At 63.7% G+C, this 13,264-nt stretch carries 12 protein-coding genes; 5 read left to right on the top strand and 7 right to left on the bottom strand.

From position 1 onward, the window contains the following. Positions 1-28 precede the first annotated feature (28 nt). Positions 29-1,426: an undecaprenyl-phosphate glucose phosphotransferase gene (locus tag B9Z01_RS05900; protein ID WP_085481327.1), complete on the bottom strand. Its 1,398-nt coding sequence runs from the start codon at positions 1,424-1,426 to the stop codon at positions 29-31. Between the two features lie 44 nt (positions 1,427-1,470). On the opposite strand from B9Z01_RS05900, the gene B9Z01_RS34685 reads away from it, so the two are divergent. Both B9Z01_RS34685 and B9Z01_RS05905 read left to right on the top strand, forming a co-directional pair. After that, entirely contained in the window at positions 1,471-1,695 is a 225-nt protein-coding gene (locus B9Z01_RS34685; RefSeq protein WP_143808840.1) for a hypothetical protein, read from the top strand. Between the two features lie 439 nt (positions 1,696-2,134). After that, complete coding sequence (locus B9Z01_RS05905) at positions 2,135-3,742, top strand: mannose-1-phosphate guanylyltransferase/mannose-6-phosphate isomerase (protein ID WP_085481328.1); 1,608 nt, start codon at positions 2,135-2,137, stop codon at positions 3,740-3,742. A gap of 111 nt (positions 3,743-3,853) precedes the next feature. Here B9Z01_RS05905 and B9Z01_RS05910 read toward each other — a convergent pair whose 3' ends face one another. Together B9Z01_RS05910 and B9Z01_RS05915 are read right to left on the bottom strand one after the other, a co-directional pair. Next, positions 3,854-5,152, bottom strand: a complete 1,299-nt coding sequence (locus B9Z01_RS05910; RefSeq protein ID WP_085481329.1) for a transposase — start codon at positions 5,150-5,152, stop codon at positions 3,854-3,856. Between the two features lie 623 nt (positions 5,153-5,775). Further along, on the bottom strand, positions 5,776-6,072 hold the full coding sequence (locus B9Z01_RS05915; protein ID WP_085481330.1) for a YciI-like protein: 297 nt from the start codon (positions 6,070-6,072) through the stop codon (positions 5,776-5,778). Positions 6,073-6,528: 456 nt separating this feature from the next. On the opposite strand from B9Z01_RS05915, the gene B9Z01_RS05920 reads away from it, so the two are divergent. The 3 genes from B9Z01_RS05920 to B9Z01_RS05930 all read left to right on the top strand — a co-directional run bounded on the left by B9Z01_RS05920 (position 6,529) and on the right by B9Z01_RS05930 (position 8,391). After that, complete coding sequence (locus B9Z01_RS05920; protein ID WP_085481331.1) at positions 6,529-6,825, top strand: PsiF family protein; 297 nt, start codon at positions 6,529-6,531, stop codon at positions 6,823-6,825. Positions 6,826-7,119: 294 nt separating this feature from the next. Continuing rightward, a complete protein-coding gene (locus B9Z01_RS05925) occupies positions 7,120-7,569 on the top strand; it encodes a hypothetical protein (RefSeq protein WP_085481332.1) in 450 nt (149 codons plus the stop codon). Between the two features lie 231 nt (positions 7,570-7,800). Then, positions 7,801-8,391 (top strand): BPSL1445 family SYLF domain-containing lipoprotein, encoded by a 591-nt coding sequence (locus tag B9Z01_RS05930; RefSeq protein WP_085481333.1) that lies wholly within the window; start codon positions 7,801-7,803, stop codon positions 8,389-8,391. 104 nt (positions 8,392-8,495) lie between these two features. Here the strand turns inward: B9Z01_RS05930 and B9Z01_RS05935 are convergent, their stop codons facing one another. The 4 genes from B9Z01_RS05935 to B9Z01_RS05950 all read right to left on the bottom strand — a co-directional run bounded on the left by B9Z01_RS05935 (position 8,496) and on the right by B9Z01_RS05950 (position 13,109). Then, positions 8,496-9,563, bottom strand: a complete 1,068-nt coding sequence (locus B9Z01_RS05935) for a glycosyltransferase family 4 protein (protein ID WP_085482014.1) — start codon at positions 9,561-9,563, stop codon at positions 8,496-8,498. A gap of 250 nt (positions 9,564-9,813) precedes the next feature. Beyond that, positions 9,814-11,226, bottom strand: coding sequence for an alpha,alpha-trehalose-phosphate synthase (UDP-forming) (gene otsA, locus B9Z01_RS05940; protein WP_085481334.1), 1,413 nt, complete (start codon positions 11,224-11,226; stop codon positions 9,814-9,816). Between the two features lie 113 nt (positions 11,227-11,339). Then, complete coding sequence (locus tag B9Z01_RS05945) at positions 11,340-12,563, bottom strand: mechanosensitive ion channel family protein (protein WP_085481335.1); 1,224 nt, start codon at positions 12,561-12,563, stop codon at positions 11,340-11,342. 189 nt (positions 12,564-12,752) lie between these two features. Further along, a complete protein-coding gene (locus B9Z01_RS05950; protein WP_085481336.1) occupies positions 12,753-13,109 on the bottom strand; it encodes a Rap1a/Tai family immunity protein in 357 nt (118 codons plus the stop codon). Between the last annotated feature and the right edge of the window lie 155 nt (positions 13,110-13,264).

Here is a 13,264-nt window from a genome sequence, read left to right on the forward strand (position 1 = left end):
CGTGTGAGCAAGGCAACGCGCTCGACGTTCAATAAGCGTTGCTGCCCACGAAGCCCTTCCACAGCGTCAGCGCGACGATCTTGAGGTCGAGCCAGAAGGTCCAGTGCTGCATGTAGTACAGATCGAGCTTCACGCGGCCCATCATCTTTTCGATGCGGTCGGTTTCGCCGCGATAGCCGTTGATCTGCGCCCAGCCGGTGATGCCCGGCTTGATCCGGTAGCGGTGCATGTAGCCCTTCACCAGATCCTTGTAGATGTCGTCGTGTTCGAGCGCATGCGGGCGGGGACCGACCACCGACATCTCGCCGCGCAGCACGTTGATGAATTGCGGCAATTCGTCGAGGCTCGTGCGGCGCAGGAACGCGCCCACCGCGGTAATGCGCGGATCGCGCCGCGTCGCCTGAGTGATCTTGCCGGCCTCTTCCTTGTGGACCCGCATCGAACGGAACTTGTAGATTTCGAACTGGTTGCCATCGATGCCCTTCCTCTTCTGGCGGAAGAACACCGGTCCCGGCGAGCTGAGTTTCACCAGCGCCGCGATCACGAGCATCAGCGGCGACAGCGCGAGCAGCGCGCCGAGCGCGAACACGCGATCGAAGACGCGCTTGGGCAGCACGCGCAGATCGGTGATCGGCGACGCAGCGAGGTTGATCGCGGGCACACCGAGCAGCTCGACCATCGGCTGATTGAACAGCGTGAGGCTGCCCACGTCCGGAATGAAGCGGATGTTCACGAAGTCGTTGCGCAGATCCATCACGAAGCGATGGATCTCCTTCTCCTTCGAGATCGGCAAGGCGAGCCACAATTCGCGGATCGCGCGCTGACGCACGAGCTGGATCATGCGCTGATAGTCGCGCTCGACCGGCACGCCGTCGATTTCGCGCGCGGCGTCGGGGTCTTCGTAGTGATTGATCGTGCTGTTCTCGTCGAACACGATGGCGGGCGCGAAGCCCGCTTCCGGACGGCCGCGCATCTGCTCGATCAGGAAACGCCCATACGGCGCCCCGCCGACGATCGCCACGGCGCGCTGATTGAAGCCCTCACGGCGCAGTCCGCGCAGAATCGAATACACGATCGCCTTCGTGACGACGAGCAGCACGATCGTCGCGACGGCCCAATACACGAGCCACAACCGCGACAGGCTGTCCGAGCGGTGCACGCTGAAGCTGATGAGCACGCCGGCCACTTCGACCATGAGCCAGCCGCCCGCGACGCGCGAGAGCAGATCGTAGAGCGGCTTGCCGCGCCACGACTGATAGATCCCGAGCGCCGGAAAAAACACCACGACGAGCAGGCAGCCGAATGCGAGCGACACGCTTTGCATGTCGTCGAGCCACGCCACTTTCCCGCTGTGCACGGCCGCCGCCAGGACAGCGCCGAGCGCGACCATGGCGATGTCGATGATTCTCGCTAGAACACTCAGCATGCGCTGCCCCTCAGTTCGTCAGTCAAGTGCCATCCGTCGGTTAGTTGAAATTCGTCTTGCACGTCTATTGCACGTCTCCTGCGCTTCGATTCCGCTCTGCTGCGCGCAACGCCGGCAGCCGCATCGCGCGAGTCGATGCGCGACGCGAAACTGATAAGAGCCGGGTGCCGGTGCGCGTCGTGCTGCTTTGCGCCTTCATTTCCAATCCACCGATCGACGCGCCGATCGTCCAAATGGCCGGATTGGAAAAGCCGAGTCGGAATGAGTGAATACCCTTGTACAGGTATAGATAAAGCGGCATTAAAATTCGTACGGCAAGGCCGCAAAAATCTCAAATTGTATCGGTCAAAATTTCAGTATTTTTTCTGAGTTTTATCCGGCAATTGTTGCCGGAATATGGGCTCGAAAAGGCGTTCGGCACGCCTTTCCGGCGTTTCCGTAAGGTACATCCACCTCGCCGGCAAGGTTCCCTACGAAGCTTACGCGATCAACTCCGGCGCCATTCTGCCGCGAAAAATCGATGTAAAAAAATCGCCGCCAATTTTTTCGGATATTTTTTATTTTTGACTCAATATGGCGGACATTTTTCCTGACTTTTTAAAGCAGATTTAATTGCACGATTTATCGTTACTGGATTTAACGCGCTTTTATTGATTTGCAACTTCGTGATAAAACTCGACGCATTCATTCAGCCTCGAGGAGTCCATCATGACAGCTCCGGCCCCGGTCACCCCCGCCGGCACCCGGCCCACGCAAGCCCAGTCCCCCATGTCGTCAACGCCTACTCACGTCAAGCTCAAGGTTCATCCCGTGATTCTCGCGGGCGGCTCAGGCACACGGCTGTGGCCGATGTCGCGCGAGCAGCATCCGAAGCAGTTGATCGGCCTGCTCGGCGAAGAGTCTCTGCTGCAATCCACCACCCGCCGCCTCGACGGACTCGAGGCCGGCTATCCGCTTGCCGGACAGCTCGTCGTGGTCGCCAACGAAGAGCAGCGCTTCACGACCGCCGAACAGTTGCGCACGAGCGGCAAGCCGACCCGGCTGATTCTCGAGCCCATCGGCCGCGACACCGCACCCGCGTTGACGGTGGCGGCGCTCTCCGTCGCCGCGCAGGACGAGGACGGCATCATGGTCGTGATGCCCGCCGACCACGCGGTCACCGACAGCGCGGGCTTTCATGCGGCAGTCTCAGCCGGCGTGCAGCATGCGGCGGCGGGTCATATCGTCACGATGGGCATCGTGCCGACGCGCGCGGAAACCGGCTATGGCTATATTCGCATCGGCGCGGCACTCGCCCCGGCCCCCGACGACGCCACCTCTTCCACGCCCGGCATTTCTGCTGACCCGAACGCTACGGAGAACGAATCGTCGCCGCCGCTCGTCGCTCATCAGCTCGACCGCTTCGTCGAGAAACCGCATCTGGAACTCGCGCAGCGGTATATCGAATCGCGGGAATACTGGTGGAACAGCGGCATCTTCATCATGCGCGCCTCGACGTGGTTAAAGGCGATCCGCCATTTCCAGCCGGCCATTTACGAAGCGTGCGCAGCGGCCTTCGCAGGCGGCAAGGCGGACGGCGACTTCTTCCGTCTGCAACGCGATGCATTCAGCGCGTCGCCGTCGAATTCGATCGACTACGCGGTGATGGAACGGCTCGGCGGTGATCAAAACGCCGCATCGGGCGTGGTCGTGCCGCTGCGCGCCGGTTGGTCCGACGTCGGTTCCTGGGATGCGATCTGGGATATCTCCGAGAAGGACGCCGACAGGAACGTGCGCCGCGGCCGCGTGATGTTCGAAGGCGCAAGCTCGACCTTCGCGCATTCCGAAGGACGCCTGATTGCCTGCGTCGGCACCCAGGATCTCGTCGTGGTCGAAACCGCCGATGCGATTCTCGTCGCCGACAAGTCGCGCGTGCAGGACGTGAAGAAGATCGTCAACCGGATTCGCGAGGACGGCGGGCTCGAAGCGGCCAACCATCGCAAGGTGCATCGTCCGTGGGGCAACTACGATTCCGTCGATACCGGCGAGCGCTTCCAGGTCAAGCGCATCGTCGTGAAGCCCGGCGCGCGGCTGTCGTTGCAGATGCATCATCATCGCGCCGAACACTGGATCGTCGTGCGCGGCACGGCGCTCGTCACGCGCGGTGAAGAGCGCTTTATCGTGTCCGAAAACGAATCGGCCTATATTCCGCTGGGCGTCACGCATCGCCTCGAGAACCCGGGCAAGATGCCGCTCGAAATGATCGAGGTCCAGTCGGGCTCGTACCTCGGCGAAGACGATATCGTGCGCTTCGACGATACCTATGGACGGCAGTGAGTCTGGGCAGAGTGAACCTGCGCAGTGATCCTGACACCGGGTCACTGCAATGAAGCGGAAACCTGCGGCGGCGCTGTGCGGCCGCGGGGGACTGCTGCACTCACCTCGCACTCACCCCACGTGCGAGATCAATTCCTTGTATGACGGTGAAAAACGGTCTGATTGAGTGCCGTCGGCAGTCACGCTGGAGACTCCGCTCACCGTGCCCGCACCCGTCGTTGCAGCGGGCGGCTCGGCGGGATAGCGGCGCAGCGGTCCGCGAAACGCGTTCAGCGGGCCATGCAATGGCTGGCCGTGATTGACCGCTGCATTCGTCGCGGCGTTGCTCGAAGCGGGTTCGGGCACATGCCGCAATGCGGGCAGCGGACGCGCCGCCGTTCTCGGCGCATAGGCCGGAGCGCTCTGCGCCGATGCCGCCATGCTTGCAGCCGCCGTCGCTACCGCGGTTCCGGCCGGCGCAGCAGACATCTGTGCCGCCGCGGCCGCCTGCGTCAGGCATTCGCGATCGATCCACTGACGCGCCCAGTCGAGCGCGTACTGCTGCGCGTCCTGCGCATCGGTAAAGCGCGGGCCGACGAGGCCCGAGCGCTCGACGCGCTTGCCGTCCTTCATGATTTCGGCCCACGCGCGATACATCGCGCTGGGCACCTGCTCGACCACGACGTAGATCAGATAACCGCGCGGATCGGCAACCTGCATGCCGCTCGGCGCGAGACTCATCGACAGGGACGCGCGTTGATCGTCCAGCGCGTGCATGGGACGTGCGAATGCCGACGCGGAAACCTCGTAGTCCGCCGCCGCACTCGTCATGTACGCAGGGTTTGCCGCGCGCTCATCGAGCGCCGCGTCTGCCTGTTGTGCACGCGGATCGGCTTGCATCGGCGCGGGCTGCGTGTCGCCCGCGGCGCTCGCCGCGGGCGCATGCGCGAGACCGGACAGTTGCCGTGTGATATCCGCGATCGGATCGGCCGAGCGCCATTGACTCAGCGCGTTCGACGCACCGGGCGCTTGCCACGACTCGGGACTCTTCCACGACACGCCGCGCAGGCTTTCGTCGCGCGTGCTGGGGGTTGGCGCGACCGGCGCGGCGGGTTTGGCCACGACGGGCGGCACCGGTTCGGGAATATAGGCGAAGGTGCGCCCGGTTTGCGACAGCAGACGGACCATCTCGAGCAGCGTGCCGTTCAGCTGCCATTCTTCAAACCGGCGCCGGCACGTGGGGCCGGACGGATAACGGCCCGGCAGCTTCGACCAGGGCTCGCCGGTGGTCAGAATCCACAGCACGGCATTCGCCACGATACGCGGTTCGGCGCGCGGCCGGCCGCGGCGATTCAGACGGACGGCCGGCTCGTCGGAGACGAGCGGCGCAAGCAGCATCCATTCGTCATTGTTTAGTTCATCGAAAAACATTGGATTTTCTCCACGCAGCCTGGCCTGGCCGCGGCGTTGGGCCGGCCACGGATTCACAGCGTTCACGATCCGTGTGCGACCCCCGGTTGCACAAATTTGTTTTGTACGTTCGGCTGGCTGGTCGATACCGCCCGGACTTGGTGCGGTTCATCCCTATTGCGAAGCACAAAACGCGGTCTCACTCGTGCATGGGAGAATTTGTGCACGAAGCATACCATCCCAACCAGGGCCTGAATATGATTGAGACAAGTGTTACGGATAGAAACAATCTTGTCCTTTTCGCTGCGTCGATTCACGTATTGCCGTAACAGAAATGCCATCTTATCCGGCATCGAATCGGCCTATTGCATAGCACAATGAAATATATTCGATAGAAATGGCATTTACAAATTCGTTTATCGAACCGGGCAGCATTTCGATGCTTTCTGGCAGTCCGTGAATGACGGATGCGGCGGGTGGGATCGCCGTTCGGCGACGTGTGCGCGTCGTGGAAACCGCGCGATAAGGAGCGCGCACGCGCCCTGTATGCGAGCCGCATGTGCCGCGTGCGCCCGCACGTGCTCATCAGGCAGCGCGTCTTTCGATGCCTTACCTGTTCGATGTTGCCGTGTTGGTCCGCGCCGTCAGCGCACCGGTTTGGACGCGTGCTCGCCCACGACGGTGCTCCACTCGCGCACGCGCCAACGCGTCACGAGTCCGGAGAGCACGTACGGATCCGCCTTGGCAAAGGCTTCGGCGAGCGCTGGCGACGCGCCGCTGAAAAGCAGCACGGCACCGTCGGCAGGATCGGCCAGCGCGCCGGCCAGCACGAGTTCGCCGCGATCCGCCGCGGCCCACGCGAGCTTCAGATGCGCGTCGCGATACTCGCCGCGCCGCTCGAGATAGTCGTCCACAAGGTCGTACATCAGCAGGTAGTGCATGGCGAGCCTCCTTGGGCTGGCAGCAAAGGGAAAAATGACACTGGACCGGCACGCTTCAGGTCAATATTACGCATGCCGCTATTCAGCGAATTTCCTGCTTATTTTCTATTCATTTGCACTCGCAGCAATGCAAAAGGCATCCGCCGTTTATCCGTTGTTTTTCAGGCGACGTCCCGAATAGCGGGTGATTCAATTCGCTTGAAATGGCCGGCTGGATTAGTCAGCATTGCATAGCATAATTCTCGCGCATTTCCATTCGGCCGTTTCAAACGCGAAGCGCGCGTTTCGCCCGGTCCCTAAGGGAAAACGAGCTGCGGCCGCTGTCAACCGGAAGGTGCTTTGGTCCGTTCTCGCAGACGGCATTTGCCATAATGGATGCGGCGAGGGCCCTGGATTGCCGTCGACGCCCGCGCGCATGAACGACCAAAAACGTTTTCACCACCGATGGAGTGTCCCATGAAAATCCAATCCGCTATCGCTGCGCTGGTGTTAGGTGCGGTGCTCGTGTCGCCGGCGTTCGCGCAGAACAGCCAGCAGACCAAAATGGCCGACTGTAACAAGCAGGCCGGCGACAAGAAGGGCGACGAGCGCAAGGCGTTCATGAAAACCTGCCTGTCCTCAAAGCCGGCCGCCGCCGGGCCGATGAGCCAGCAGGACAAGATGAAGATGTGCAACAAGCAGGCTGCCGACAAGAAAGGCGACGACCGCAAGGCGTTCATGAAGACCTGCCTGTCGTCGGCGCCGGCCAACTAGGCACCGCAGTCGACGCCGGAATCGACGCCGGAATCGACATCAGAACCGGAGTCGGAACCGAAGCCAGCCGGCGCCGCGCGACGAACGCGGCGCCGGCGCATCCCTCCTTGGAACCCGCCCGCGCTTCACGGCACGGCTCGCGCTTTCCCCCTCCTTCGCAGTCCGCCCGCCCGAATGCGCCGTTTTCTTCTATGATGGCTGCGGAGACGGCCCACCCTCACATACAGAAATCAACCGGATCAAACGGGCCGCCATCTTGTCGTTCGTGCTGCTGAGCATCGATCGGAGGCAAGGATGGTATCGAAGCATAAAAACCGCTGGCTAAGGCGGTGGTTGGTGGTCATCATATTCTGGGCCGTGCCCGTGGCGATCGTTGCCATCAACGAGATCCGCGAGGAAATGTCGTATAACGCCGTCGATCTCGACCGCGCGCTGACCAGCTGGAATTTCACCGACGCGCAACGCGCAGCCGGCGCGCCCGCGCACTGCCACGGCAAGCCCGACGAGGCGAAAGCCGCCGGCTGTCCGGCCGACGTGCTGGCCGCCAATGCACCGCGTCAGCAGGACGCGATCAACGAATACAGCGTGCGCCGCTCGACGCTGATGGCTTATCTGTGGCACGCGTTCGTCGGCTACTGGGTCGTGCCGGCGGCGATTCTGTTCGCGATCGGTGTGATCATCGGCATGGTGCGCCGCGCGTTGCGGCGCCCGCCGCCGGTCAAGAGCCCGGCGAATCACGGGTGAGCGGCGAAGTTCACCGCGCGTGCAATCGGGAATACCGATCGATTCCGAAGCCCTCCCGAGCCCGGTCAAAATTACTCGAAGAGATCTCTAAAACAGCCTCGAAGCCCCTTCTCACAAGGCTTTTCGCGTTGCCACGCGGCGCGCCTTTTATGTTCGTGTGTGTTATAACTCAATGGCAACCCGGCGGGACCACCCGCGGTTGCGCCCCGGATCCACGACGGAGAAAAAACGATGCAAAGACGACACTTCATGTTGAAGACGACCACTGCGCTCGCTTTCGGAGGCCTCGCGCTCGCCGGCTGCACGACGACGGGCAGCAGCGGTCACGATACGGCCGCCACCAACGCCTCGAAACGCCAGTCGATCGACGCCAGCGTCGACGGCACGATGTCCCGGCTGTTCTCGACCGTGCCGGGCTCGCGTGAGCTGGTGTCGAAGTCGCGCGGCGTGCTCGTGTTCCCGTCGGTGCTGCAGGCGGGCCTCATCGTCGGCGGCCAGTATGGCGAAGGCGCGTTGCGCGTGGGCGGAGCGACGGTCGGCTACTACAGCACGGCATCCGGCTCGTTCGGCCTGCAGGCGGGTGCGCAGTCGAAGGCGCTCATCTTCCTGTTCATGACGCAGGACTCGCTCGACAAATTCCGCAACGCGGACGGCTGGTCGGTCGGCGGCGATGCCTCCGTCGCGCTCGTGAAGGTCGGCGCGAACGGCGCGATCGACACGACCACGGCCACCGCTCCGGTGCAGGTCTTCGTGCTGACCAATTCCGGCCTGATGGGCGACCTGTCGCTGCAAGGCACGAAGGTCACGCGCCTGAAGATCTGAGCGCGGGTCTGAGTGCATTCGTGGCAATGAAAACGGCGGTGCATATCACACCGCCGCCCTTTTTCTTTTGCTTCGCTCTCCCTCTTCCCTTCTTCCGCTATCCGTCAGCCTCCTGACGTATCGATCACCTTGAAGCGCGAACGCTTCTGCGCGCGGATCACCGACTGATAAGCCTCCACGTATTGCCGCGCCATCCGGTGCGAGGTGAAGCGTTCCTCGAAGCGCCGCCGCACGCCTGCGCGCGGCACCTTGTGCAGCCGGTTGACCGCCGCCACCGCGCCGATTTCATCCTCGACGATGAAGCCCGTCACGCCCTCTTCGAGCACTTCCGGCACCGAACCGCGGTTGAACGCGATCACCGGCGTGCCGCACGCCATCGCCTCGATCATCACGAGACCGAACGGCTCCGGCCAGTCGATCGGAAAGAGCAGCGCATGCGCGCCGGAAAGAAATTCGGCCTTCTGACCATCGGCGATCTCGCCGATGTATTCGACATACGGCAGATCGAGCAACGGCCGGATATCGCGCTCGAAGTATTCATGGTCGGCGGCATCGACTTTCGCCGCGATGCGGATCGGCATGCCGCAGCGCCCGGCGATGCGAATGGCCGTATCGACGCGCTTTTCCGGCGAAATACGGCCGAGAAACGCGAGGTATTTCTGCTCGACCGGCTGCGGCGTATAAAGCTGCTCGGGCAAGCCGTGATAGACCGTGGTGAGCCAGCGTGCCTGCGGCAGCGGATGACGCTGCGCATTCGAGATCGAGATGACCGGCGCGGTATTGAAGGTGTCGAACACCGGCTGCTGCTCGGGCAGATCGAGCCGGCCGTGCATCGTCGTGACGAACGGCGTGTCCTGGCGCTTGAAGACCGAAAACGAGTAATAGTCGAGGTGAAAATGCAGCACGTCGAAGTCCTCGGCCTGGCGGCGCACCAGTTCCATCAGCAGCATGTGCGGCGCGATGCGGTCGCGAATGCCCGGATCGAGACGCAACGCGCGCGGCCAGACGGCTTCGAGCTTCGCGCTCGTGACCGAGTCGCCGCTCGCGAACAGCGTCACGTCATGGCCCTGCTCGACCAGCGCTTCGGTGATGTAGGACACGACGCGCTCGGTACCGCCATAAAGCTTCGGCGGCACGGATTCGGTCAGGGGGGCGATCTGCGCAATCTTCATATTGTGTCTCCATGAACCGGCGGCTGGCGCCTCGTGGCGATGCGCGTCGGCGACGGCCGAGTATGACAGCGCCATGACGTCCGATCAATGCACGGTTCGCATAAGGCGTACGCATCGTCCGCAATGACTCATCGGTGACCCATTATTCCCTGGCGTCAGGAGAAAAGCCGCCGGTCTTGCATTTGCTCGGCGCTGTTACATTCGGCTTACATCCATGGATATGCGGGTCGAAACACAGAACCGCGCGCCGTCACTTGTGGCCGCCGCCCTCGCCCGGCTTGCGCACCGGCACGCTGCGCAAATCGTCGAGAAACGTGTCGCGCCATACGCCGAGATCGTTCTTGCGCAGCGCCGCCATGTTGATCTCGTGACGCCGCTGGCGCGCGTCGAGCGGCATCTGCAAGGCGCGCTGCAAGGCCTCGCACATGCCGACCGCGTCGTGCGGATTGACGAGCAGCGCGCCCGACAGCTCCGCGGCCGCGCCCGCGAATATCGACAGCACGAGCACGCCGGGGTCGTCGGGGTTCTGCGCGGCGACGTATTCCTTCGCGACGAGATTCATGCCGTCGTGCAAGGGCGTGACGAAGCCGATCTGCGATTCGCGAAACAGCGACATCAGCTTCCACCGGTCGTATTGCTGGTTCAGATAGCGGATCGGCGTGTAGTCGAGGCCCGAATAGCGGCCGTTGATTCGTCCTGCTTCGTATTCGAGGTCGTGGCGGATCTTCTGATAGGTCGCGACGTCCGAGCGGGTCGGCGGCGCGATCTGCACGAGCGTGACATTGCCGCGCCATTCGGGCGAGCGCTCGAGCAGCAGCTCGAACGCGCGGAAGCGCTCGACGAGCCCCTTCGAATAATCGAGCCGGTCCACGCTCATGATGAGCTTGCGCCCTTCGAGGCTCTGCTTGAGGTCGAGCACGTGCTGGCGGCTTTCGTAGCGCTTCGCCTGCTCGGCGATCTCGTCGGGAAACACGCCGATCCGGTAGACGCCGGTGCGCAGCTTGCGCCCGAACGCCTCGGCGACGCCATCGGCGCTCACGGTGCCGCGTGCATGGCGCGTCACGTAATCGTGGAACGCCAGTTGGTCGGTGGCGGTCTGGAAGCCGAGCAGGTCGTAGCACGACAGCGACTTCACGAGTTCTTCGTGCGGCGGAATGTTGAGCAGAATCTGCGGCGCGGGAAACGGAATGTGCAGGAAGAAGCCGATGCGGTTCGTGACGCCCTCGTTGCGCAGCGCCTCGGCGAACGGGATCAGATGGTAATCGTGAATCCAGATGATGTCGTCGGGTTCGAGCAGCTTGACGAGCTTGTGCGCGAGCCATGCGTTCACGCGGCGGTAGCCCGCGTACTCCTCGCGCTCGTAGCGCGCGAGGTCGTTGCGATAGTGGAACACGGGCCACAGCGTCGCGTTGGAAAAACCGCGGTAGTACTGGTCGTAGTCCTTGCGCGTGAGGCCGACGGTCGCGAAGGTCACGGCGCCGTCCTGTTCGAGCACCGGCCCCGCATTGGCGACGGTCTCGCTGACCACGTCGCCGCTCCAGCCGAACCATACGCCGCCCGCGTCCTTCAACGCGCCGAATACGCCGACAGCGAGCCCGCCCGCCGATCCTTTGGTTTCAGTCGGCGTCGCGACGCGATTCGACACGACGATCAGTCGGCCCATGTTGCATGTCCTCCGTTGGTTTGCACGGCGCAGCGCCTCATTGTGGGTGCGGCCGCTCATGCGCAGGTAGCAAGCTGCGCACCCGGCCGGTCAGCCGCGCCGACCGCGCGCGGCTAGGCCTTTTCCTTCGCCTTCTGCGCGGCGTCGGCCGCGCCCGGCCGTCCGATGCGGCTTGCCACCGGATCGGCTTCGGTATGCGCGGCGGTGCTGCCGGCCGGCGCCTGCCTGCCGCGCGGCAGCCAGTCGACCGAATCGCCTTCGCCCGTTTCGAGTTCCGCCGACACTTCGGCACGCGCGCGCGGCAGATATTCCGGATAGTGCCGTTGAATGAAATCGAGCAAGCCTTCGCGCACCCGGCAGCGCAGATCCCAGGCGAGGCCGGAATCGGGCGCGCTGACGAGCGCGCGCAACTGCATCGCGCGCTCGGTGCCTTCCGTGACCTGCAGCACCTGCACGCGGCGATCCCATTCGGGCGCGCTCTCGACGATGCGCGCGAGTTCTTCGCGCAGCGGCGCAAGCGGCATGCGGTAGTCGACGAACAGGAACACCGTACCGATGATCTGCGAGCTGCTGCGTGTCCAGTTCGCGAACGGATTTTCGATAAACCATTGCAGCGGCACGATCAGCCGGCGCTGGTCCCACAAACGCACCGATACATACGTGCCGGTGATCTCCTCGATGCGCCCCCACTCGCCCTGGATCACGACCACGTCGTCGAGGCGAATCGGTTGCGAGAGCGCGATCTGCAAACCGGCGATCAGGTTGCCGAGCACCGGCCGCGCCGCGATACCGGCGACGAGACCGGCCACACCGGCCGACGCAAGCAGGCTCGCGCCGATCTGCCGGACGTTCGGCAAGGTCATCAGCGCGCCGCCCACGCCGACGATCACGATCACGATCATCACCGAGCGTGCAAGCACGCGCGCCTGCGTGTGGATGCGGCGCGCATGCAGGTTGTCGGCGGTATCGAGCGGATGGGCGCGAATGATCGCTTCGCCGATCGCCGCCGCCGAGCGCACCGACAGCCACGTGAGCGCGGCGATCAGCGCGATCGACGTGACGTCGCGCACGGGTTCGATGAAGTTGAGGGAATCGGGTGCTTCGGACCAGACCCACGCGAACACGAAGATCACGAGGACGAACAGCGACGGCTTGTCGATGTAGCGCAGCACCACGCTGGTGACCGCATGAGGTTGCGCAATGCGCCTGACCACGCGCGAGCCGAACCGGTGAATGCCGATGGCCGCCACCGTCACGATGGCGGTGATGATCAGCGCGCCGAACCAGGAGTGCAGCGGCGCGGCGGCCACGTAGCTGAAGTCGTCGAAAGTAGGCATAACGGACATCTTCCTCCGGGCTCGAGCAACGGCGATATGCCTGCGGGACTACGGACAGCTCAGGCGCTCATCCCCGCATGATGGGGAACGACGGCCTTGATACCCGGCGCGCCCGCGATGGGCACCCGGGCGCGGTATCGCATGTCGTACCCGGACGCAATACGCCGGACGCAATACCGGACGCGGCCGTCAATCGCCGCTCCTGCAGGGGAATGCCTTGCCGAGTCCCAGCGAGATCGCCGTGCTCGCGTTGTAGCCCGCGGCGTTCGGGTTATCGGCGATGTAGCGGCGCACCGCGTCGGTCAACTGCGCCGAGCGTGCGTCCGGCGGCAGGCAGAAATACTGGCCGACACGCGGACCCGTGGTGCCGCCGATCGCGTCGATCGTGTTGAAAACGCCGTCGGCCGCACCTTCGATATAGGCCGCGCAGGCGCTGCGCGAAGCCACGTCCGTCTTGGTGCACAGCTTGTTGAGGTCGCCTCCCGTAAACGCGGCTGCCGAAAGCGGCAAGGCGAGCGCGCCGGCGAAAATCAAAGCCCGCAGCATGGTGTTCCTTTCCAGGTTTGTTTATCACGCGGTCTTTCGCCGCGTCCAGGTGGCGCGCCATGCGGCGCGCCGAAGTCGTCATTCTGCACTGTTTTACGTAGCGGCAGCAGGCCGGCTGCCGCTGCGTACGGACAAACCGGCGGCGAGCCGGAGCC

The sequence above is a fragment of the Paraburkholderia susongensis genome, assembly GCF_900177725.1.
Classification (GTDB): domain Bacteria; phylum Pseudomonadota; class Gammaproteobacteria; order Burkholderiales; family Burkholderiaceae; genus Paraburkholderia; species Paraburkholderia susongensis.